This window comes from Fredinandcohnia onubensis (assembly GCF_002734285.1).
GTDB lineage: Bacteria > Bacillota > Bacilli > Bacillales > Bacillaceae_L > Ferdinandcohnia > Ferdinandcohnia onubensis_A.
In genome coordinates, this window is sequence record NZ_NSEA01000034.1 from 17140 (window position 1) to 38084 (window position 20945).

Genomic DNA, 20945 nt, shown 5'->3' on the forward strand with positions numbered 1-20945 from the left:
CCCTTTTTATGTTTTAAAATTGTTAATTTTCAGAATAATTATATCAAAAGTCACCCATAAATTAAAGACTTATTATAAAAATAACGATTGTACTTGCACTAATGGAGGCGAATAAGTATGTTACTAAACTTATTATTTCATTTTGGATGTACTAAAATAAGTTACTCGCAAATACGGCTATTAGTATGATGATTCCCGCTCCTAAAATTGGGACAGAAAACAAAAGGAATGTATGCCATGGACTCTTTGAATTTTTCCATTCCTTTTCAAATGAGGACAAACCACCCGTAAGAAAAAGGTCCCAAAATAGGCCACTCTTTCTTTTTGAATGGTTTGTGGTTAATTGAGAGTCATTGTCTTTATTCATTTATGTAACCTCCTGGGCATTTGGGTGCTATTTTTGGTAATCAATCTATCGGCTATCCCATTTAGTCCCAATTTTTTGTCCGTTGTTCTATTTTTTCTCGTTCTCCTATTTGATTGATAATAAATACATTTTAGTTCTTGCTTCGGACACAAGCTTGCTTTTTCGATTCGCCCTTGTCCGAAGATGAACGGATAAATTGGAAAAAATAAGTCACCTCCTACTATTATTTTAGAACTGGTTCAACCAATGGTATTCTGTTGAAATCCAAAACATCGTCCCCGTCATAAATGAATCGATGTTCGTAGTTCGTCTCATCTTGTAAAACTTCTCGCAAATAAAACTTCAAATTTGCTAAGCCAACGTTTTTCGGATGCATGATCCAAGATATATCTTTCCAATCTAAAATGCCTTCATCGGTTTTTAGTGGTGTAGGATAGTGATAGGACTCAGGCAACTCCGCTACATAAACATACATTCCGTCAAAATAAGAATGAGTTGGATTCGTCCATGTAATATTACCTTTATGCTCTACATTTTGAGGTTCCATCTCAATCCCCGATTCCTCTCGTATCTCTCGAATGATACATTCAAAGGGGTTCTCGCCTTCCTCTAATTTGCCGCCAACACCATTCCAAATTCCCATCCACTCTGGGGATTCGCGATTAAGAAGTAATATTTTATTCCCTTGCTTAATAAAGCAGATTGTATATGAAAACATTTCAATTCCTCCGTTAAAAAATATTTGTATAATTAATTCAACAAAAATTATCATTAATCCTTTTATAATTTGATGCCAACGTCTTTTCTTTACATAATCTTAATAACCTATGTCTATACATTTCATTATAATTTAATTAATAACTAGATTCATTATTCTAATAAAGGGAGTGTTGGCATGGGGACATTTCAAACCACAAAGGACAATTGGGATGCTGATTTATACGATTCAAAGCACTCATTTGTTTCAAAATACGGGACTAGTTTAGTAGAACTTCTAGCACCAAAGCAGGGGGAGAAAATTCTAGACCTTGGATGTGGAACAGGGGATTTGACACATACATTATATAAAAATGGCGTAGATATTTTAGGTGTCGATAAATCCGAAAATATGATCGAACATGCCATTCAAAAATATCCACATATACCGTTCAAGGTTCAAGATGCCACAAACATAGAGTTTAATAACGAATTTGACGCAGTTTTCTCTAACGCTACACTCCATTGGGTAAAGCCAGCTAACCAAGCATTACATGGTATTTATCGGAGCCTAAAAAATGGGGGAAGGTTTATTGCTGAATTCGGTGGAAAAGGAAATGTACAAACAATAACAGATGAAATCATTCACCAAATAGTGAAAGCTGGATTTGATTATAAAGAGACTCAATTTCCATGGTATTATCCAAGCATTGCGGAGTATACGAACTTAATGGAAGCAGTAGGGTTTAGAGTGATATTTGCTCAGCATTATGATCGCCCAACTCTATTGGATGGAGAGAATGGATTAATAAACTGGATTAATATGTTTGGCAGCCAACTTTTTGATGGTATACCAATATCATCAAAAAGTGAAATCATTTCTAATGTTGAAAAGAATTTAAAAGAAATTTTATACTCAAATAAAAGTTGGACGGCAGATTATAAAAGGATTCGAGTGGTTGGCTTAAAATATTAATTAAAAAGGAATCTTTGGTTAACAGGTTCCGTTATCGAATCCAAAATAATTATTAAAAAAAGGGACATCAAAGAGAACGATTCTGATGCCCCTTTTTTGCTGTTATTAAGAGATTTGTATTATAATAACCGAGCTTTCTTGGTATACAAAAATCACACTAAAAAAGTTGTGTTACAGAACTTTCTGTAACGGTAATTTTTAATAAGACTTTTATGCTCCACTAAACCAATGTTATGGTATTTGTGGAAAAAACTTACTGTTTTTATGTTAAACTGTTATTAGTGAATCGGTTGATGGAGGTAAAATAATGAAAGAAACAATCGGAATATTCCTTATTCTCCAATCTATACTAACTTATTTAACTATCGAAATACTTTATGATCCTATTCCTAGCCAGTTAGAAATGACAGATTTGAATACGGGAATTACAACTACAACAACATTTTATAATCACCCTATTTGGTACTACGTAATTCATATCATTTTAATTATTACTTTTATTCTTGGATTATATTTAGTTTTAAAAAAAGTAATAGAAGAGAGTACATTTCATCTACGACGGGTACTTTGGTATTACAAAAATAGATAATACATACATAAAAACCACCGGATTAATTTCGGTGGTTTATTTTAAGTGACGAACAATAACTCCTTAATGTGTGAAGTCTGCCCGTTAACATAAATAACTCCCCGTAGTTTCTCTCGATGTATTCCTCAATCACATCCAAGCCCTTTTGAACATCATCAACTAATAAGATTGTGTACTTTTCATTCCAAGAAAATCGGTTGATTCTTCTAAGTTCGGATGCGTTTAGTTGAAACTTAAATTCTTCTATTAGTAGCTTTACTTGGTACCATTTATCCGGATTTTCGATGTAGGTTTTATGTTTATTTTCATAGTTTTCTTGAACGAAGTGAATAAAACCATCAATTTGTTCAGCCAGCATCGTAGCGATTCTCATCTCGTAACTCATTTTGCCATCTCCCCTCAGATACATGACTTAGAAACAGGAGGACTACATACCTCAATATATGTTTCTATTATACAATCATGAAGGGCGAACAATAAATGAAATCCAGACATTAAAATTTAGTTACAAAAATCGACCGCCTACCATTAGCGATCGATTTCGTTGTTCACTATTCTTCTTTGGCTTGTAAAAATTCCTTCCACGCCGTAATTCCACCCTCTAAAACAGCAACATTGTATTCTTGATTTGAAAGGATGTTTGCACATTTAGTAGCAGAATTTCCTGTTGTGCACGTTACGACTATCTCTTGATTCTTTGGTAAGGACTTAACCGCATCATTCTTGTTTTCTTCTGATTTAAAAATTTCCTCTTTATGAATGTTTTGACTCTCAATATTTGGGCCTTCAATATGAAAGTCATTGTACTTGTCCTCTGCTCTTACGTCTAAAAGGACAACCTTACCCTGAGTATTCATTTTCTGAAATAATTCCTCAGGTGTAATCTTTTTAAGGGGCATTTTCATTCCTCCTTTTACGAATAACTTCCTGGTCCAGTTAAAACCAATCCAACACCATGTTCAGTTTCCTCTTTGTCTAAAGTTAAGACTTCCGTTCCAGTTACACTTGGATCAAAGGCTACTTTGATTCCTTTAATCGTTTGAACACGGTCAAACTCATGTGGCTCATCGATCGCTAAAGCGATTTGCGGTCCATGTTCGTCGCTTGGAACCGTGTAAAGACGAATACCCACAGCACCTGACTTTTCCAATAATTGCTTCGCCTCGTCTGTTATGTACATCCTTTTCTCCTCCTATCCATCCATACATTCATTATAAACCTTATCTTTATTAGACCCAACTCCTATTCGGACGAGGGACCTGTCCCTAATTATGCTAATCGTTTATATTCCTTGAATAGAATAATGGACCCAATGATGGCTGCGGCACCAATAATTCCAAGTATAATGTCATATATACTGTCTGGATTCATGAAATACCTTAGATTTCCTATGCCTGATACGATAGATACTAAACTTAAAATCAAAAAATAGAGTGGATGCTTTTTTTCTTCTCTTTTCTGTTTCATTAAATTCTCCCCCATAATAACCATAAGGTAGTAAAACTGCATGCTTCATTATGTAAATTTTAACATGAAGCTTCAAAAATAGGTTGTTTTGCCTCCGAATCATCTTTTTCGAAACCGCAAGATAAGTACAGGTGGAATCTCAAGCCAATCAAATTTATCAGTCTCTTTTTGGAAGCTTGGTTCTTCCATACCATCCAACACAAAATTAGTTTCAAAAAATAGATTGTGATAATACGATAATGGGCGGTGGAACATGAGATGTGGACTGGACTGACCTTTTATGCCAATGGCTTGGTACGGTTCTGGTGTGAGATAGTTTGAAAGTTGAATACTATTTCTAGTGATTACATTTCCATTCCTTTCTTCGGTTTCCGTGACTTTACGGACTCCAGGTGGTTGAAAGCATGGATGTGTGATTGAAAAAGCAAAAACGCCATTTGACTTTAACATCTTATGTAAGGATTTGACTAAAGGCGTGATATCCGCTATATCCATTAAGGCCATATTGGCTACTGCACTATCAAATTGGTCAGTTCCAAGTACAGACAATTCCTCGTAACTGGTTGCATCCACAACTTTGTAATCGATTTGATTTATGTAGTCCTTCGTTCTTATTTTTGCCCGTTCTATCATTTTTTCAGAGTAATCAAAGGCAATAACATCTGCTCCCAATTCCGCAAGTCTCCTTGAAAAATTTCCGTTACCGCAAGCAATGTCTAATATGGTCTGACCTTCTTTTACGTTTAATAGTTTTTCAGTATAAGGGCGAATCAGTTCTCGATGATATCGATTACTCTCGTCTCCCATATAATCATCCCAATGTTCCGCATTTTCTTCCCATCTTGCTTGTGATTCCTTGGTTAGATCTTTCCATTCACTCAATCGGCATTCTCCTTTCAACCATTCTATAAAACGTTAAGTTTACCCCATAATTTTACAATACATGTTAAAATAACCATTAGCAACGAGTAAATACTGATGAGAAAGGGGTTATTAGTGGATGGAATTTCGAGGAGCAAGTGCATACGACAACGAGGACTTTTTGTCGAATTATATGAAGCGGCTTGTGATTCCTTGGTTAGATCTTTCCATTCACTCAATCGGCATTCTCCTTTCAACCATTCTATAAAACGTTAAGTTTACCCCATAATTTTACAATACATGTTAAAATAACCATTAGCAACGAGTAAATACTGATGAGAAAGGGGTTATTAGTGGATGGAATTTCGAGGAGCAAGTGCATACGACAACGAGGACTTTTTGTCGAATTATATGAAGCGGAGAGGCAGAAAGAATAGTCCCAATAATGCAATCGAAGGTCCGATTATTTATGAGCTAATCGGTGATTTTCGAAATAAGAGTATATTAGATTTAGGTTGTGGTGATGCCTCTTTTGGCAAAGACTTGCTGAGTCAAGGTGCAGCCAATTATACGGGCGTTGAAGGTTCTGAACAGATGATCGCAGCTGCAAAGCTTAATCTTAACAGTGAGAAAGGAACCATTTATCGCAACAACATGGAAACATACAGCTATCCTTCAAACCACTTTGATATTGTCGCCTCTCGCTTCGCCATACACTATATTTCAGACATTCGGTCTCTTTTTCAAAACGTGTATCGTGCATTAAAAGAGAATGGAAAATTTGTTTTCAGTGTCCAGCATCCACTCACAACTTCTTCCTTCGTAAGCAAACAAACAGGAGATATGCGTGGAAATTGGGTAGTTGATGATTATTTTCTTGAGGGTGAAAGAAAAGAACCTTGGATTGATCAAATCGTTGTAAAATATCACCGGACGATTGAGCATTATTTCCGGGCTCTTACTGAGACTGGTTTTAGAATCGATGATTTACGCGAAGGGTCTCCCGAAAGAGAACATTTTTCAAATGATGAGGAGTATAAAAGAAGACAACGAATTCCAGTTGTATTGATATTTTCTTGTAGCAAGTGACCGCCATTTTTTACTTAGTCCATAACTCTTCTCCCTTTTTACGGGACACAGGGACAGGTACACTGTCCCACTGTATGACATTCAAAAAAGTTTATTATTGTATCTTTTTGAATGTCAATTTGTTTTCTATAATTATACATAAAGTAAAGGAAATGAGGAATGGTTATGATAATCGAACAATTAGTAGCAGAAGATTTAGATTTAGTGGCACAGTTATTCGATGACTATCGAACATTTTATAATCAACAAAGCGATATTCAGGCTGCAAAACAATTTTTAAAAGCACGTCTTTTAAAAGAAGAGTCCATCTTATTTGTCGCGAAAATTGACGATCAGTGTGTGGGTTTTACGCAATTGTATCCAACATTTTCATCTGTTGCGATGAAACGAGCATTTATTTTAAATGATTTATTCGTTATTGAAAACTATCGTAGACATGGAATCGCTGAAAAATTAATGGAATGTGCATTTGATTTTGCAAAACAACATGATGCAAGATTTATTGCATTAGAAACAGGCGTGTCCAACACAAAAGCGCAGGCTCTATACGAGAAAGTTGGGATGGCAGTAGAAAAGGATATCAAACACTATATCTATTATTGGTGATGGGACACAGGGACAGGTCCACTGTCCCACATCATTGGCATACTCCTAATGGGTTGTTGTCAGGGTCGTAGAAGGTAAAGAATCTTGTTGTTCCTTCTCCTCCGATTGGGTTTACTTTCACATTCTTTTCAAGTAAGTTTTTGTGAGTTTCTTCAATGTCTTCAGGGATGAAATTATAATATTTTCCGACACCAAAGTTATTTTCCGGAAACGCCATTGGTTGATGATTGGAGGTTCGAACTAGGCATACTACAGTCTGCGCCTGTTCAGAAATCTTCATAACCGCAGCTTCTTCCTCAATGTAAAGCAATTTAAAGCCAAGTATTTCTTCATACCATTTTGCGGATACTTTGGGGTCCTTTACTGGGATAAATACACCTTCCATCCCTTTTAAAAGTGGTTTGGTCATATAGCACTTTACCTCCTTGGTTAAATTTAGATCACTTACAAAGCTACTGCGTAAATACGAGAACTCGTCCCCCACGGATGATAGCCTGTACCAATATGGTTGAACCCGTATTTTTCATATAATCCAATGTGATCTGTGCAAAGATATAAGTTTGAAAAACCTCCTGCTTTCGCATCGTTTTTAGCTCGTTCTAACAGGAGCGACCCATAATTATTTCCTCTATACTCTTCTTCAATGTATACAGCACATACCCAAGGATAAAGGTCCATCCGGCTTATAAAATCATTTGTAATAAGGCCTGCGCAGCCAATTATTTTTTCTTCGTCCATCAAAAGATACCATTGTGGCAAGGGGTTTGGGCTCGAAATGCAATGTTCAATACAATCTTCATATACCTTCATGCTTTGTTCACTAGCCCATTTGCTTTGAATATAGGTTATGGCACTTTTCATATATTCTGGTTTTTCTTTAATGGAGACTATTTTCATTTTTCTTCACCTTCTGCGACATTTTCTATTAATTCTTCAATAGTGCCAATACACTTTTCGACTTCAGGTAAATGATAAAACGTACTTGTTGTTTCAAAATGATTTATTTGATCATCCGGTGAATAAAGATAGATTTTCTTACCTTGTCCAAGTGCTATTCCAAGTTCAATGTGGCTGCCTTTTCCTGCAGGAATTAAGACGATAAGAAAATCCGATTCTATTACTGCATTTTTCTCTTCGGTCCCAATAACTTTTAAATCATCGAATGTCGAAGCCCTTTCATTTTTAGTCCAATCATATGTATGTATAAAACCTCTTTTTACTAGTTGTTGTGAAACATAACGAACTGTTTCTATGTTCTTAAAACTTGATGCAACATAAAACTTTTTCATAGTTCCTCCTGTTTTTTGCTTTTATTACCTATTCTCCTATTCGTTTAGAGAATCCTTCTGAATCCTAGCATTTTTTTCCATAGAATAAAAAAGAGCACAATTTGAATGAAATCAAATTGCGCTCCTTGTTTTATACGTATCCTTTTCCTTGCTTCTAACAGAAATGACGACTGTAATGAGTGATAAGATAATGAAGATTCCACCCGCAAATGGGTTTACTGTAACTGATAGTTTATCAACGATTCCAGCTCCAATTACGGAGCCGACAGCAACACCTAAGTGAAGGGCTGAGTTATTCAAACTTTGCTGAATTTCCGATGATTCAGGGGCTATTTCAATCAGATAGGATTGCATAGCCGGTGAAATCGCCCAACTGAGAATCCCCCAAACAATTAGGACAATGAAAAACACAAGAGAGAAATCAGATGAAAATGGAAATACAAAGAATAAAGCACTAAAAATGACTAGTGAAATAACCATTGTTTTTCTTGATCCCAATAAATCTGCCAAGACACCACCAAGCCCTCCACCACTAACTGCCGCAAAACCAAAAATGAAATAAATGACACTAATCCAAGTCGCGTTAAAATCAGTGGTTGTTTCTAAATAAGGCTTAAAATAGGCATACATGATCGTATGACCTGTCATATACAGAAAAGTCGTAGTCAGTCCTAATGTAACTTTGTAATTTCTCAATGTAGCAAGCTGTTTCCTTAACGGAATTTGAGGCTTCGGTTGCACTCTGCTCATTAATAGATGTACGCCGATGATGGATAATCCCGTCAAAATCGTGATGAGAACGAAGGGAGCTCTCCAGCCAAAACTATTACCCATGATAAGTCCGATCGGTACCCCTAAAACTAAAGAAGCACTTACTCCCATTGACACAATTCCAATGGCTCTGCCTTTATACTGTTCTCCTACTAAGCTAGGTGCCATAACCAAACACAAGATAATTAATAACGCTCCACTCAGCGCCAGAATAATTCTTCCTATAAACAAAATTGAAAAAGTCGGTGCAAGTACGGTTACGATACAACCGATGAAAAAGATGTATAAGCATACTAAGGTAAGCCGTTTTCGTTCTACTTTAGCTGTCATGACAAGTAAAATAGGTGAGGCCACTGCAAAAATGACAGCAAACACAGTTATGAGCAAACCAACTTGGCCGATACTTACATCTAAATCTTCTGCAATTAAATCTAAAATGCCGCTAATGATTAGTTCAACTAACCCAATGATAAAGGATATGATCATTAAAAAATAAATACGTTTATCCATGTTGTCTTCCTTCCTATTGTTGTCCCAAACTCTATACTATCTGTTGATGAAGGCTTACTCAAGAAAATAATCTCATCTCTATTATTTGATTTCGTCCAATTTACAATTAGCTCAAAATTTTCCTGATATTTTAAGGTTTTGACTTAGGGGGATTTAATCAGTAGGATTATATGATTTCATTTCGGGAATTTCTTAATAAGAGGGGACTCCGAGCCGGTGCGTGTCAGAATCTGTGCCGCATTCTGACAGCTTTTAATTCCCCTAGGACTTCCATGTCCCAATCAAAGCTGGATTCTGACAACTCTTAGAACTCCAAAGGCGTTGGTGTCAGAATCTGGCCACATTCTGACAGCTTTCAATTCCTCTAGGACTTCCGTGTCCCAATCAGTGCTGGTTTCTGACAACCCTCAGAATTCCATAGGCGCTTGTGTCAGAATCCGTGCCGCATTCCGACAGCTTTAAGGATTCCTTGGGCAGATGTGTCCCAATCAGTGCTGGATTCTGACAACCCTCAGAATTCCATAGGCATTTGTGTCAGAATCTGAGCCGGATTCCGATTACTCTTGTGATTATAAACACATTTGAATCCCAATCACTGTTGGCCATCAGTGTTGCATAGTTTATTCAAAAAGGACTAACATTCCAAAAGAAAACAAAAAAGTGCGTTAACCCAACTAAGGATCAACGCACCATGCTAGCAGTAATAATATGAGCTTTTTTACGAAAGATACTTTATTTTTTCTTGGATAGATGTTCTTTCTTTAGCATCTTTAATTTCATCAGGATATCCGACACCAAATACTCCAATAACATCATACCCTTCTTGAACTCCTAAAATATCACGGTTTCTTTGGACATTTGCAATTGATGACCAGAACGCACCTACTCCTTCTTCCCAAGCGGCTAGAAGAAAATTCTGCACAAAACAAGAAGTTGCAATTGCATTTTCGTACGTTTCTACATCTGATGCACCATGTCTTGATAAAACAGCAAGAACCACTGGTGCATTACCGAAGTTCGTTTTATGATTTAATTTTTTCCTCGTCTCCGGACCAACCACATATACTTCCCAAGGTTCAGTCATTCTGTGATTTGGAGCCATCGAACCCGCTTGTAACCAATTATAAATTTGCTTCATTTCAATTTGATCCTGTTTAAAACTCTTTATATTACGCCGTGCCTTAATTACCTCTACTATACTCAAGTCATTACCTCCTCGTGTAACCCTATTCATCTATCCTTCATAATGTATGCTCATGCTTCGAATAATTTTCTCTCTCAATTCGCTCAGATCGCTGAGTTCGTTTGACAATATGTGAAAAGCTTCTTCATTTTTTTCATCTAGAGATTCATCAAGCTTATATTCTAGATAGATTAATTTTAAATCAAGGTCTATAAACGAACAGAAAATTTGTTCAAAATAATATTTTTCGAAGTCATGAATGTTTATGTATACTTGGAATTTCTCATCAAAGTCAATTAGCACGTACCAACCAAGGCTGTCAACAAACTTACGATCTGGAGTAATGGTTAAAATCGTTCCTTTTTTAACTTCTATTTTTTTCAATCCTTCGCATTTTGTGCAAGGACATTCCACTTCTATGACACTGGTTTTTAATAATACAAAGCGATGCTTCATGACATTCACCTACCATAAACCAATCTTCATTTGGTGGAGGAACTGGCGCTTATTTATGGTTTAATTATGGGGATTATAATTAAAAGGGGATATCACGTTATGTTCCTCCAATCACAAATGAGAATGTATCTCAAGTAATACTATAAATGAAAATGATTCTCATTGTCAAATGATGTTTGAAGAAAAATGAAAGATGATCCTTTATTCCTGTAAAAAAGCACAAAGAGGAACCCCCCCTTGTGCTTGTGCTTGCTTAACTACATTATTTTTATCTTACTTAATTAGCTACACTGGGTTTTACCTGGTTAACAGGTTTTTCTTGTTTCCGCCAGAATAAGGTTAAAATAATCCCAAAAGCAATGATCACTGTTGCAAAGTAGTAAGGATAATTGATGTCGATATCGAATAGCATACCGCCTAAAATGGGTCCACTAACGTTTGCTAAACTTGTGAACATCGAGTTCATTCCACCAGCCCATCCTTGTTCATTCCCTGCGTTATTCGATAGATATGAAGTAACAGCAGGTCGGAATAAATCAAACCCGACAAACAGAATAAATGTAACAAGCAATATTGCGAAATAGGAATGAACGACGGTCATTAGAAAGACAAGCAAAGCTGACACGATTAAACTATATCGAATCAGTTTTATTTCACCCCATATCCGTGTTAATCGATCAAATAAAAGAACTTGAGACACTGCACCAAAAATGGCACCACCGGTAATCACAATAGCTATATCAGCTGGTGTAAATTGAAATTTGTGATCTACAAATAAACTAAAGAACGATTCAAAAGCTGCTAAACCAAACGAAGCAATAAAAATTAAAATAAACGCTATGAAATATTTTGGAGCAAACATCCGTTTAAACCCAATTTGTTCTTCTGATGGCTGTTCATGATTTTCTGTTTGACGTTCGGGTTCAGATAATAAAATGATCGAAAGAATCGCTGCAATCGTACCAAGTCCCCCTGCAAAAAAGAAGGGAATTCGCGTCCCCAATTCTGCAAGAAATCCACCTATACCTGGACCAATAATAAACCCTGTGCTTATGGCCGCAGACATATAACCGAGTGCTTTCGGACGAGTCTCTAAAGTCGTAATATCCGCAATAAAGGCTGTAACTGCTGGCATGATGAATGCAGCACTAATTCCACCAAAAATACGCGAAATGAATAAAATCTCGATTTCTTTCCCAATCCCAAATAAGAATTCTGAGAAGCCAAAAATAAACAAACCAATGACAATCATGATTTTTCTTCCAAATTTATCTACAGCCTTACCTGCAAATGGTGAGGCAATCAATTGAGCAATCGCGAACACAGCCGTTAAATATCCAACTGTTGTACCGGTTAAACCTAATTCATTCATCAACGTTGGTAATACAGGAATGACAAGACCAATTCCCAAAAAGGCAATGAATAAATTCATTAATAATAACCATAAGGTAACTTTATATGTTTTCATCAATTTCACACTCCTTAGCAAAACAAATACCAAAAGACCTCTCATTTGTTTACAGATTTTATCGTAGTGTATATAGTTACTATATAGTCAAGGATGGTGATGTAAAAAATGAATGAAAAAAATGTAAAGTATTTAACGACTGGTGAATTCGCAAAGCTTTGCAAGGTTAACAAACAGACTCTTTTTTACTACGATCAAATTGGGCTTTTGTCTCCAGTATATAAAAATGAAAAAGGATACCGATTTTATTCCATTAACCAAATGGAGTTATTTTATGTAATTGATTTATTAAAGGATCTCGATATGTCACTGCACGACATTCAACAATATACACAAAACAAATCCCCTGAAAGCTTTTTACGTTTAATGTATCAAAAAAGGGAAGAAATCGTGAAAAAGCGTCAAGAAATTGAAATGAAGGAAAAGCTGATTGAGGCAAAAATAGCCTTAATGGAAGAGGCCACCCAAATTGACTTTGAACAAATTACGCTTGAACACTTACCTGAAGCTACACTTTATTTAAGTAGAAACATTGAAAATATATCGGATGAAGAATTTGTAGAAGTCATCTCTGAATTTATTGATGAATTAAACGAATCACAACTTGACACAGGCTACCCTATAGGTGGTATAACCAAACGGGAGCAAGTATTAAAGGGAGAATTCGCTAAATATAGCTACTTATATATGGAACAACCTAATCCCAAGGAAGGATATCCTTATTTCCAAGCTGTAAAAGGTGATTTCCTTATTGGATATCATATCGGTGATGATAAAACAATACATAAAACATATAAGCGACTTCTTTCAGAAATGGAGCGATTAAATCTAACCTTAGGAGATCATGTTTTTGAAGAGTATGTTTACGATACGGTTGTAAGAAATCAAAAAGAGGAATATGTAACCAAGATTATGGTACAGGTGTATAAAAATAAAGAATAAGTTTGGACTAAGCCTATTTGTTCAAACAGTGGAGTTGAGTTTATGGAAGCCATTTTACATGGGATTATTTTAGCATTCGGTCTAATTTTACCTTTAGGTGTACAAAATGTATTTGTTTTTTCGCAAGGAGCAACACAGCCAAAACTACTGAGGGCGTTCCCTGCAACCGTTACAGCTGGATTGTGCGATACTCTGTTAATCCTTTTAGCTGTGTTTGGTTTATCCGCTATCGTTCTACAATTTGAATGGCTGCGGATTAGTCTGATGAGTGCTGGGATATTGTTTTTACTTTATATGGGATATGCGATTTGGCGGTCTGCCCCTACAGCAAATGAAACGAATAAAGCATTGCCAATCCGGCAACAAATCATCTTTGCTCTATCCGTTTCATTGTTAAATCCGCATGCCATTTTAGATATCGTCGGGGTGATCGGGACAAGTGCGTTAAAATATGTTGGAACGGAACAAATACTGTTTACTGTTTCTTGTATTCTCGTATCTTGGATATGGTTCTTTGGGTTAATGCTAGCAGGTGCGATTATGAAAAAGTTAGATGGTACAGGTGTATTAATGAAGATGTTCAACAAATGCTCTGCCATCTTTATTTGGGGGACAGCTATTTATCTTTTAATTGGGTTGGTGTGAGAACTCATTTGAGTTTAATAGAGATGAAAAAGCCATATAATGTATTCACTTATATGGTCGAATGTATTGTGTATTTAGTTTTCATTCATCTACGACAAAAAAGCAAAACATTTTAATCACTTACCATTCAGCTTACTTTACAAGGCATACGGCTCATATGGTATACATAGATAGCGTTCAATGAACTGAGCTAATCCATCATTTTGGTGGTGCCCTGTAACAAAATCAGCTGCTGCTTTTACATCATTATCTGCATTCCCCATTGCCACACCAGTACCGACATGACGAAGCATTTCGATATCATTTGGTCCATCACCAATGGCTACAACTTCTTTTGGGTTAATTCGATATGCATGAATTAAGCTTTCTATAGCAGACCATTTCGAAACTTTAGGAGCAACTAACTCAAACCCATCATTCCAATCAATGACTTCTGCTTCCTTTTTAAATATAGACGATAATTCTGGACTTGCTGTACCTGTTCGAACACTATATTTAAGGACATCTTGATATTGAGCCTGTCTTAAATCTCCAATATATTTTGGTGGAGTTTGCCCCACTTTTGTCCAATAATCGATTTCTTCATCTGTTTCCTTACAATAAAGCCCATTTGCTGTATGAACGATAACATTACAAGATCTTTCAGCAGTCAGATGATGAAATCGCTCTTCATTTATGCTGACGGTTCTCATTTGCAACGCCTTTCCCGTCAATGCATCATGAATAGAAGCCCCATTCAAACAAATCATTGGTGTTCGTAATCCGATTTCTTTATGGTAAGGCGCAGTTACTTCATAGTGTCGACCAGTCGCTAGAAAAACCTTTACTCCCTGATTAATCAGCCTATAAATGGCTTCTAAATTTCGTTGGGAAATGGTGTTTGAAGCGGTTAGTAATGTACCATCCATATCAATAAATAGTGCACGCACATTCATGTATAATGCCTCCTCATTCGTTGATAAACCAATCATATCATCTGAATATTAAAGCTAAGTAAATGTAGTGTACAGATAACATAAAGTTTATCGGGAAGCTTAAGTTAAAACCAAATCATTTAAGGCTTACTTCACTCGTGAATGCCTCTTATCAGCAGCACTTAATACAAATAAGGTAGCAATCCCCCAGATAATCCCTTGGATAATCATCGTCATCCAATTACCTATAGGGAATAAAAGTGAAAATAGAAATAATAATAATGGACTGATTACGATAATAGAAATGCCGATCATGAATGCTCTTTTCTCAGGTAATGCTTTAATCTTAGCTAACATTTATTTCACCCCGTTCCGTTAGATCACGCTCTTTTTTTTACCTTTTTTCCTTTTATCCAAAACATGGGCAATGGCACCAAATATATTCTCAAGAATTGTATAGATCGCTTCCATCAAGACCATCCCTTTAGTTCATCTTTCTAGTGTATACGCATTTAAAAAGAGAAAGTTTCAAAATACTAGAACCCCATATAAAAAAGGTGCTAATGAGTGCACCTTTTATAGTAACTTAATCAAGTATTTTTATCTCTTTGATTGGCCAGACTACAAGGTTCGTAGTTCCAACTACGCTATCTATTGGAATCGCCCCAATGTGACGACTGTCCATACTATTTCGACGGTTATCCCCCATAACAAACAAATGTCCTTCAGGAACTACATCACTCCCCACTGGAGTTTCCCGTAATGTGAATGAATTTGTTAATGGACCATCAATAAGCTCTTCTTTACTATTATCTAAATAAGGCTCATCGTATGGTTTTCCATTAATGTACAATGTATCATCTTTATATTCGATGCGATCTCCTGGTAAACCAATCACTCTTTTAATATAGTCTTTTTCCTCAGTTGCGTGAAATACGACAACATCAAATCTTTTCGGTTCACCTATTTTTGTAACAATCATTCGATTTTGGTCTTGCAAAGTAGGCTGCATCGAGGCGCCTTCAACAATAGCAGGTGTAAAGAAAAACACACGAATAATAAAAGCTATTAAGAGTGCAATAAAAAGGGCTTTAATCCATTCCCAAAACTCACTTCTAGTATCAACCACATTTTCACCTTCCTACATATTCTCCATCGTATTTTGCCTTTATTCCTTCAGTTATTAAGAATACTTTGGACATCTATATTTATATTAGTATTCCACAAAACAAGTTCAAATTCCTTCTTAGTCTATCAAGCTAAAATCAATCTTTACATATTTTTTACACCCATACACTTGTATGAAGTATTTACTCGAATTAAAGTAAGGATATGGACAGAACAAGCTTGACTAATTGGTTTTAGCGGCTTTATCTCGTTCAGAAGGAGGTCTGTAAAGTGAAAAGAGTACCATATTTCTTAATTTTAACGATATCATTCTTATTCTTGTTGCCAACATCACATATATCAGCTCAGGATGCGGTATATTCAGAATTACATTCATATATTGAGAACTACATTGAAGACCAGCGCATCCCCGGTGCTGCAATTTCCATTGTTGAAAATGATAGAATCATTTATTCGGAGTCATTTGGTAAGACAGGTGGGGATGAATTAGTAGTAACACAAGAGACCCCTTTTTCATTAGGTTCCATTAGTAAATCGTTTACGGCACTTGCAGTTCTTAAACTCGTAGAAAAAGAGTTGATTGAACTTGATGATCCGATTAAAAAGTACCTCCCCTCTTTTACTTTAAAAGATGAAGAGGCTTCGAACGAAATAACGATTAAGCAACTACTAATTCAAACAAGTGGCATTAGTACATATGACGGCTTGGCTATTTCGGATTTAGGATCCGGTAAGAGTGATGCAATCCAAACGAATATACAATTGCTCTCAGACACTAAACTAACTAAAACTCCAGGAACTCTACACCAATACAGCAATGCAAATTACTCTATTCTTGCAGCATTAATTGAAGCAGTTTCTGGACGGTCTTATGCAGACTTTATGGATGAACAAGTTTTTCGACCATTGGAAATGAATCATGCTGCAGCTGACAAGGAAAGAGCATATGAACATGGGTATCAACCAGGGTATCAATCATGGTTCGGATTCCCTGTAAAAAGTAATGTACCTTATGACAATGGAGGTGCACCCTACGGATACATTACAGCAAGTTCAAATGACATGGTACACTATCTGATGGCCCTGATTGAACGAAATGAAGAAAAACTTGTGAAGGAAATGCTTTTAGATCAATCCTTTTTACCACATGTGCAAACAGGTGAAACGCGGTATTATGGCTTCGGTTGGAGGATAACAGACCCTGGATCGGACAAAGAAATGATATGGCATTCCGGATCAACTCCTGACTCTCGGACAGATATCTTTTTCTATCCTAAAGATAATTGGGGAGGGGTTATTCTAACAAATAAGGAACATATTTTAGAAGAAGCCGCCCTCATCCATTTCAGGAATGGGATTATTTCAATTTTGAATGGAGAAAAACCAGTGAAAGTGGACGCTTATAAACCAACCGTTCAAATCGTTATTTCTGTTTTACTATTAATACTTGCCGCAACCACTATTCAATTACTAGTTAAAATAAAATCTAGTAAAAGAAGAAGATATCGCCGTATGAATATAGGTATTGGAATGATATTGATATTACTGGCCATCATTATAATTCCATCATTAATGTATTTCTCATCATCACCTTGGCATTCGATTAAACTATTTGCACCTGATATCGCTCTACTTACGGTATTATTATCGGTATTACTATTTGCAAACGGGAGCCTTCTCCTTGTCTCTAGTAAAAGAAAGAAAATCGCTTAAATATATCAGCCGGTATACTCCCTTTGAGATTCCGGCCTCTTTTAAGTGTTACAGTAGACCTTTATTTACCTAGGCTTATAATGTCACCTTTTTTCGGCATTTTATCACCGTTAATCCCTTCAAAAAACAAGGGAAGGCCTTCTGCTAGAATAGGGTAGATAACTTTTGTTGGGTCTTGTCTTTGATGATGAATATGTAAATGAGGTTCTGAGGTGGACCCGCTATTCCCTACTCGTCCAATTAAATCTCCCGGGATTACACGCTCCCCTACTTTCACAGATACACTATCCTTCTTTAAATGATTTAGTAACAAATATGTCCCTGTTTCATCGATTTTAATATAAACATAGTTACCTTCCATCGAGAGAAATTCTTCTGTACCCGGTTCGATATCTGCTTCATCATCATAAGTAGCAACTACCGTACCAGACACAGGGGAATAAACCTCTTTGTTCCATATCCCGTAATCCTCGTTCTTTTTACTTCCAATATCATATGGCTCCATTACTAAATCGTATGCCCATCTTTCCGAAGACCATATAACATGAGGTAAATTATCTTTAGTCGTATCACCACCCCATCCGACAACTGTTTGTTCAGCCATTGGCCAATTTACAGTAACGGACGGGCTTACGCTATCAATATTAACAGGGTATGCAAAAGGTATGATATTCATTGTCAAAAGTATTGGAATAGCAAATACCACACTTACAATAATATTCATTACTACTTTACTAAGCTTTTTCTTTTTAACGATGAAAATAATAAAAAGAAAAAGATTGAAGAAGGCAACAATCATGCCTATAAACGGTAAAATCATTTTAAGTATCGCCCATGCATAGGCACCTATTAAACAATGAATAAAAAACACACTAAACCATAAAAACAAAAGGATAACTATCAAGATACTATTAATAACGCCTATTTTCCTTATAATTGATCCCACTTAAGAGTTCCTCCATACTTTCCAACTTTAAATCTAGCTCAATACTAACAAATAAGAATTTATCATTTATTAATTATATGTATCTTTTATATGAATAATGGGAAACAGGGACACAGGTCCCTTGTCCCACTATCATCGTGAAATGATTTTTCGGAGGACATTAAAAGCAGAGATACTTACTTTCTTCCAAATCCAGCTATACAATAAGCAAAAGGCAAAAGTCCCTAATAGAACCACACTATTAAATTGGGATGATACGGATGGACCTAATATAGGAAATTTAAAAACATATAATAAAAGACTTATACCTAATGTCAAACATAATGCTGCAAACACAATTGTTAATACGCTCCTCTTAAAATACTTAAGGCCAATGCCTAAACTGAGTCCCAATAAGCCTGTGGTAAAGAGAAAAACCAATAGTTCACTTGGCTGGAGCATTGCCAATAGGAATGCGGATACGAAATAAGTCATCACACCCATTTTAAGTGACATGAGGCTAGCAAGCACTAAAGGACCCGTACTCATCATACTCAGGATAAAACCGATCCCCGTAAAAACCCCAGCAGATTGAAAAATGACGGCCGCTGAACCTAATAATGAACCAACTACAAGCCGCATTGTCTTTGGATAACTGTCGATCGACAGGTTTGTCTCATCTCCCCAAAAACTAGATGCTACTTTTTTAATAAATGACCGCATGTGACACCCCCATATTAGAGGTAAATGCAGTAAGACTGAAGATTATGCTAGAAATTCTTGTTCTAGACCAGCAGTCTTTTTAAATAGGTACTATTAGAAATCTTCAACTCATATTCTTATAAAAACAAAATAGAAGGGGTGTAAAATTTGTTGAGAAAAGTGAAGGTTCGTTTACGTCCCATTGTACAACGGATTAATTTACCCACTGTTTTAAAAACAGCTTTTCTTCCGGGTGACTCAATTGAACGGTTATTTATTGCAACCCAAGTCGGAGAAATCTTTTACATAGGAAACGGTGATATTCGGACTTTTTTAGATATTCGACCACGAATCATCAAACTAGGTGCTTCTGGTGGATATGATGAGAGAGGATTGCTAGGACTAGCATTTCATCCTGGATTTTATTATAACGGTTTGTTCTACCTTCACTATTCAGCAGCTGGTACTCAAGGTCCAGGTGCTCTTTCTGAGTCATATACTCCGAACTCATGTGATCCCAATACATTAAACCTTAGATGGACAAATCGAGATACTCTATTTGATCATATTGATACTGTTGAAGAATGGATATTACAACCGAATGGCCAACCCCAAAAAAGGCGGACGTTACTTAATCTAAGAAGACCATTTTCAAATCATAATGGTGTTAACAGCTTAAACTTTTCACCAGAAACAGGGAAACTTGTTTTAACAACCGGCGATGGTGGATCGGGCTATGATCCGTTTAATTTAAGTCAGGATGATATGGAAATTGCGGGGAAAATTATTGAAATCGATGTTAGTAAAAATACAACAAACCATAATCCGCCCGTCGTCACGCGTTTTAACGAATTACCGGTACCTATTCAGGAAACGCTTACGGTCATTGCTAAGGGGGTTCGCAATATACCGGGAATTTCCTATCAAAGGATTAATAATATGTTTATTAAATACGTGGGAAATGTCGGACAGGAATTAGTAGAGTCCATCTTTTCATTCGTAAATTACAAACCAATACCGGTTACGCAACTTGTAGGACACAGGGAGTCCCCTAGTCCCGCTTACCATGGAGAATTTATTAATTTGGGTTGGCGTGGATGGGAAGGTGATTTGCCTACTTCTATAATAAGGAACTGTGCATCTAATCAGGATTTGAATGAGAAAATAATAGGATTTTACAAGGAGACCATTGAAACTTCTGTGAGTCGAATTCATCCGTTAACGAGTTACTACCATCAGGATCCTCGTCCTGAGAAGTTTAGTGGAACTGCGCTAACAGGCGTGCAAGCCTATATGGGGAATGGAATTCCTTCATTAACAGGAAGTGTTGTATTTACTGATTTTGCCCGAAAGGAAAAAACACAAACTCCAGTCAGAGGGGCCTTAGCTTATACGAGGGTACAGACGGATGGTAAACCAAATGATTATAGGGTTATTGAAACCAATTACAATTCTGGCTCTGAATCAACTTATTACGTTTGCTTAGGAACGAACCTTAACCAAACCCAATTATACTTAGGTACTCAAGGCTCTACAAAAGTGACCGATTTTAACCAAGGAACAGTCTTTGAAATTGTTCAATGAATCGACACAGGTCCATTGTCCAAAACTGGGACAGGGGGCCTGTCCCAATGTCATAAACCTAAAA

General features: G+C 36.4%; 28 protein-coding genes. 9 read left to right on the plus strand and 19 right to left on the minus strand.

All coding sequences use genetic code 11. The features are described 5' to 3' along the window. Positions 1 to 151: 151 nt before the first annotated feature. A complete protein-coding gene (locus CKJ95_RS22265; RefSeq protein WP_099355661.1) occupies positions 152 to 367 on the minus strand; it encodes a hypothetical protein in 216 nt (71 codons plus the stop codon). Between the two features lie 223 nt (positions 368 to 590). Beyond that, on the minus strand, positions 591 to 1085 hold the full coding sequence (locus tag CKJ95_RS22270) for an NUDIX hydrolase (RefSeq protein ID WP_099355662.1): 495 nt from the start codon (positions 1083 to 1085) through the stop codon (positions 591 to 593). Positions 1086 to 1262: 177 nt separating this feature from the next. Between CKJ95_RS22270 and CKJ95_RS22275 the strand changes: the two genes are divergently transcribed. Together CKJ95_RS22275 and CKJ95_RS22280 are read left to right on the plus strand one after the other, a co-directional pair. After that, positions 1263 to 2039: a class I SAM-dependent methyltransferase gene (locus CKJ95_RS22275; protein WP_099355663.1), complete on the plus strand. Its 777-nt coding sequence runs from the start codon at positions 1263 to 1265 to the stop codon at positions 2037 to 2039. A gap of 307 nt (positions 2040 to 2346) precedes the next feature. Continuing rightward, positions 2347 to 2628, plus strand: a complete 282-nt coding sequence (locus CKJ95_RS22280) for a hypothetical protein (protein WP_099355664.1) — start codon at positions 2347 to 2349, stop codon at positions 2626 to 2628. A gap of 22 nt (positions 2629 to 2650) precedes the next feature. Here CKJ95_RS22280 and CKJ95_RS22285 read toward each other — a convergent pair whose 3' ends face one another. From CKJ95_RS22285 to CKJ95_RS22305, 5 genes are all read right to left on the minus strand, one after another. Further along, the gene (locus CKJ95_RS22285; RefSeq protein WP_099355665.1) at positions 2651 to 3013 is read right to left on the minus strand and encodes a hypothetical protein; all 363 of its coding nucleotides are present in this window, start codon (positions 3011 to 3013) and stop codon (positions 2651 to 2653) included. A 166-nt stretch (positions 3014 to 3179) separates the two neighbouring features. Then, on the minus strand, positions 3180 to 3527 hold the full coding sequence (locus CKJ95_RS22290) for a rhodanese-like domain-containing protein (protein ID WP_099355666.1): 348 nt from the start codon (positions 3525 to 3527) through the stop codon (positions 3180 to 3182). A gap of 14 nt (positions 3528 to 3541) precedes the next feature. Then, a complete protein-coding gene (locus tag CKJ95_RS22295) occupies positions 3542 to 3808 on the minus strand; it encodes an adhesin (protein WP_099355667.1) in 267 nt (88 codons plus the stop codon). Between the two features lie 89 nt (positions 3809 to 3897). Continuing rightward, entirely contained in the window at positions 3898 to 4095 is a 198-nt protein-coding gene (locus CKJ95_RS22300; protein ID WP_099355668.1) for a hypothetical protein, read from the minus strand. A gap of 99 nt (positions 4096 to 4194) precedes the next feature. Continuing rightward, on the minus strand, positions 4195 to 4977 hold the full coding sequence (locus CKJ95_RS22305) for a class I SAM-dependent methyltransferase (protein ID WP_218962770.1): 783 nt from the start codon (positions 4975 to 4977) through the stop codon (positions 4195 to 4197). 118 nt (positions 4978 to 5095) lie between these two features. Here CKJ95_RS22305 and CKJ95_RS23980 point away from each other — a divergent pair, with 118 nt between their 5' ends. The 3 genes from CKJ95_RS23980 to CKJ95_RS22315 all read left to right on the plus strand — a co-directional run bounded on the left by CKJ95_RS23980 (position 5096) and on the right by CKJ95_RS22315 (position 6651). Beyond that, positions 5096 to 5224 (plus strand): hypothetical protein, encoded by a 129-nt coding sequence (locus CKJ95_RS23980; protein ID WP_257215901.1) that lies wholly within the window; start codon positions 5096 to 5098, stop codon positions 5222 to 5224. A gap of 89 nt (positions 5225 to 5313) precedes the next feature. Further along, positions 5314 to 6045, plus strand: a complete 732-nt coding sequence (locus tag CKJ95_RS22310; RefSeq protein ID WP_099355669.1) for a class I SAM-dependent DNA methyltransferase — start codon at positions 5314 to 5316, stop codon at positions 6043 to 6045. A gap of 165 nt (positions 6046 to 6210) precedes the next feature. Further along, positions 6211 to 6651, plus strand: a complete 441-nt coding sequence (locus CKJ95_RS22315; RefSeq protein WP_180271661.1) for a GNAT family N-acetyltransferase — start codon at positions 6211 to 6213, stop codon at positions 6649 to 6651. Between the two features lie 31 nt (positions 6652 to 6682). Here the strand turns inward: CKJ95_RS22315 and CKJ95_RS22320 are convergent, their stop codons facing one another. The 7 genes from CKJ95_RS22320 to norA form a co-directional block, all read right to left on the minus strand. After that, positions 6683 to 7060, minus strand: coding sequence for a VOC family protein (locus CKJ95_RS22320; RefSeq protein WP_099355670.1), 378 nt, complete (start codon positions 7058 to 7060; stop codon positions 6683 to 6685). A gap of 35 nt (positions 7061 to 7095) precedes the next feature. Next, on the minus strand, positions 7096 to 7548 hold the full coding sequence (locus CKJ95_RS22325; RefSeq protein ID WP_099355671.1) for a GNAT family N-acetyltransferase: 453 nt from the start codon (positions 7546 to 7548) through the stop codon (positions 7096 to 7098). Further along, positions 7545 to 7940 carry a group-specific protein gene (locus tag CKJ95_RS22330; protein ID WP_099355672.1) on the minus strand — a complete coding sequence of 132 codons (396 nt, stop codon included), beginning with the start codon at positions 7938 to 7940 and terminating at the stop codon, positions 7545 to 7547. The genes CKJ95_RS22325 and CKJ95_RS22330 overlap by 4 nt, the downstream gene beginning before the upstream one ends. Positions 7941 to 8051: 111 nt before the next feature. Beyond that, positions 8052 to 9221: an MFS transporter gene (locus tag CKJ95_RS22335; RefSeq protein ID WP_099355673.1), complete on the minus strand. Its 1170-nt coding sequence runs from the start codon at positions 9219 to 9221 to the stop codon at positions 8052 to 8054. 718 nt (positions 9222 to 9939) lie between these two features. After that, entirely contained in the window at positions 9940 to 10425 is a 486-nt protein-coding gene (locus tag CKJ95_RS22340; protein WP_099355674.1) for a nitroreductase family protein, read from the minus strand. A 30-nt stretch (positions 10426 to 10455) separates the two neighbouring features. Continuing rightward, the gene (locus tag CKJ95_RS22345) at positions 10456 to 10860 is read right to left on the minus strand and encodes an IDEAL domain-containing protein (RefSeq protein WP_099355675.1); all 405 of its coding nucleotides are present in this window, start codon (positions 10858 to 10860) and stop codon (positions 10456 to 10458) included. A gap of 277 nt (positions 10861 to 11137) precedes the next feature. Next, entirely contained in the window at positions 11138 to 12328 is a 1191-nt protein-coding gene (gene norA, locus CKJ95_RS22350; protein ID WP_099355676.1) for a multidrug efflux MFS transporter NorA, read from the minus strand. A 108-nt stretch (positions 12329 to 12436) separates the two neighbouring features. On the opposite strand from norA, the gene CKJ95_RS22355 reads away from it, so the two are divergent. Continuing rightward, positions 12437 to 13270 (plus strand): MerR family transcriptional regulator, encoded by an 834-nt coding sequence (locus tag CKJ95_RS22355; RefSeq protein ID WP_099355677.1) that lies wholly within the window; start codon positions 12437 to 12439, stop codon positions 13268 to 13270. Positions 13271 to 13312: 42 nt separating this feature from the next. Further along, entirely contained in the window at positions 13313 to 13915 is a 603-nt protein-coding gene (locus tag CKJ95_RS22360; RefSeq protein ID WP_099355678.1) for a LysE/ArgO family amino acid transporter, read from the plus strand. A 137-nt stretch (positions 13916 to 14052) separates the two neighbouring features. On the opposite strand, the gene CKJ95_RS22365 is transcribed toward CKJ95_RS22360, so the two are convergent. From CKJ95_RS22365 to lepB, 3 genes are all read right to left on the minus strand, one after another. Continuing rightward, on the minus strand, positions 14053 to 14850 hold the full coding sequence (locus CKJ95_RS22365) for an HAD family hydrolase (RefSeq protein WP_099355679.1): 798 nt from the start codon (positions 14848 to 14850) through the stop codon (positions 14053 to 14055). A gap of 126 nt (positions 14851 to 14976) precedes the next feature. After that, positions 14977 to 15186: a hypothetical protein gene (locus CKJ95_RS22370; RefSeq protein WP_099355680.1), complete on the minus strand. Its 210-nt coding sequence runs from the start codon at positions 15184 to 15186 to the stop codon at positions 14977 to 14979. Between the two features lie 229 nt (positions 15187 to 15415). Continuing rightward, complete coding sequence (gene lepB / locus CKJ95_RS22375) at positions 15416 to 15958, minus strand: signal peptidase I (protein ID WP_099355681.1); 543 nt, start codon at positions 15956 to 15958, stop codon at positions 15416 to 15418. A 269-nt stretch (positions 15959 to 16227) separates the two neighbouring features. On the opposite strand from lepB, the gene CKJ95_RS22380 reads away from it, so the two are divergent. Then, positions 16228 to 17670 (plus strand): serine hydrolase domain-containing protein, encoded by a 1443-nt coding sequence (locus CKJ95_RS22380; RefSeq protein WP_099355682.1) that lies wholly within the window; start codon positions 16228 to 16230, stop codon positions 17668 to 17670. Between the two features lie 61 nt (positions 17671 to 17731). Here the strand turns inward: CKJ95_RS22380 and CKJ95_RS22385 are convergent, their stop codons facing one another. Then, entirely contained in the window at positions 17732 to 18616 is an 885-nt protein-coding gene (locus CKJ95_RS22385; protein WP_257215902.1) for a M23 family metallopeptidase, read from the minus strand. 132 nt (positions 18617 to 18748) lie between these two features. Further along, complete coding sequence (locus tag CKJ95_RS22390; protein ID WP_099355683.1) at positions 18749 to 19318, minus strand: hypothetical protein; 570 nt, start codon at positions 19316 to 19318, stop codon at positions 18749 to 18751. A gap of 150 nt (positions 19319 to 19468) precedes the next feature. Between CKJ95_RS22390 and CKJ95_RS22395 the strand changes: the two genes are divergently transcribed. Then, positions 19469 to 20881, plus strand: coding sequence for a PQQ-dependent sugar dehydrogenase (locus CKJ95_RS22395; protein WP_099355688.1), 1413 nt, complete (start codon positions 19469 to 19471; stop codon positions 20879 to 20881). Positions 20882 to 20945 lie beyond the last annotated feature (64 nt).

Coding starts and splice junctions, on each gene's coding strand:
- CKJ95_RS22335 (WP_099355673.1), bottom strand. CDS start 9,221: ATGGATAAACGTATTTATTTTTTAATGATCATATCCTTTATCATTGGG.
- CKJ95_RS22285 (WP_099355665.1), bottom strand. CDS start 3,013: ATGAGTTACGAGATGAGAATCGCTACGATGCTGGCTGAACAAATTGAT.
- CKJ95_RS22360 (WP_099355678.1), top strand. CDS start 13,313: ATGGAAGCCATTTTACATGGGATTATTTTAGCATTCGGTCTAATTTTA.
- CKJ95_RS23980 (WP_257215901.1), top strand. CDS start 5,096: ATGGAATTTCGAGGAGCAAGTGCATACGACAACGAGGACTTTTTGTCG.
- norA (WP_099355676.1), bottom strand. CDS start 12,328: ATGAAAACATATAAAGTTACCTTATGGTTATTATTAATGAATTTATTC.
- CKJ95_RS22365 (WP_099355679.1), bottom strand. CDS start 14,850: ATGAATGTGCGTGCACTATTTATTGATATGGATGGTACATTACTAACC.
- CKJ95_RS22325 (WP_099355671.1), bottom strand. CDS start 7,548: ATGAAAATAGTCTCCATTAAAGAAAAACCAGAATATATGAAAAGTGCC.
- CKJ95_RS22300 (WP_099355668.1), bottom strand. CDS start 4,095: ATGAAACAGAAAAGAGAAGAAAAAAAGCATCCACTCTATTTTTTGATT.
- CKJ95_RS22310 (WP_099355669.1), top strand. CDS start 5,314: ATGGAATTTCGAGGAGCAAGTGCATACGACAACGAGGACTTTTTGTCG.
- CKJ95_RS22390 (WP_099355683.1), bottom strand. CDS start 19,318: ATGCGGTCATTTATTAAAAAAGTAGCATCTAGTTTTTGGGGAGATGAG.
- CKJ95_RS22275 (WP_099355663.1), top strand. CDS start 1,263: ATGGGGACATTTCAAACCACAAAGGACAATTGGGATGCTGATTTATAC.
- CKJ95_RS22320 (WP_099355670.1), bottom strand. CDS start 7,060: ATGACCAAACCACTTTTAAAAGGGATGGAAGGTGTATTTATCCCAGTA.
- CKJ95_RS22265 (WP_099355661.1), bottom strand. CDS start 367: ATGAATAAAGACAATGACTCTCAATTAACCACAAACCATTCAAAAAGA.
- CKJ95_RS22355 (WP_099355677.1), top strand. CDS start 12,437: ATGAATGAAAAAAATGTAAAGTATTTAACGACTGGTGAATTCGCAAAG.
- CKJ95_RS22280 (WP_099355664.1), top strand. CDS start 2,347: ATGAAAGAAACAATCGGAATATTCCTTATTCTCCAATCTATACTAACT.
- CKJ95_RS22290 (WP_099355666.1), bottom strand. CDS start 3,527: ATGCCCCTTAAAAAGATTACACCTGAGGAATTATTTCAGAAAATGAAT.
- CKJ95_RS22315 (WP_180271661.1), top strand. CDS start 6,211: ATGATAATCGAACAATTAGTAGCAGAAGATTTAGATTTAGTGGCACAG.
- CKJ95_RS22295 (WP_099355667.1), bottom strand. CDS start 3,808: ATGTACATAACAGACGAGGCGAAGCAATTATTGGAAAAGTCAGGTGCT.
- CKJ95_RS22345 (WP_099355675.1), bottom strand. CDS start 10,860: ATGAAGCATCGCTTTGTATTATTAAAAACCAGTGTCATAGAAGTGGAA.
- CKJ95_RS22270 (WP_099355662.1), bottom strand. CDS start 1,085: ATGTTTTCATATACAATCTGCTTTATTAAGCAAGGGAATAAAATATTA.
- CKJ95_RS22330 (WP_099355672.1), bottom strand. CDS start 7,940: ATGAAAAAGTTTTATGTTGCATCAAGTTTTAAGAACATAGAAACAGTT.
- CKJ95_RS22370 (WP_099355680.1), bottom strand. CDS start 15,186: ATGTTAGCTAAGATTAAAGCATTACCTGAGAAAAGAGCATTCATGATC.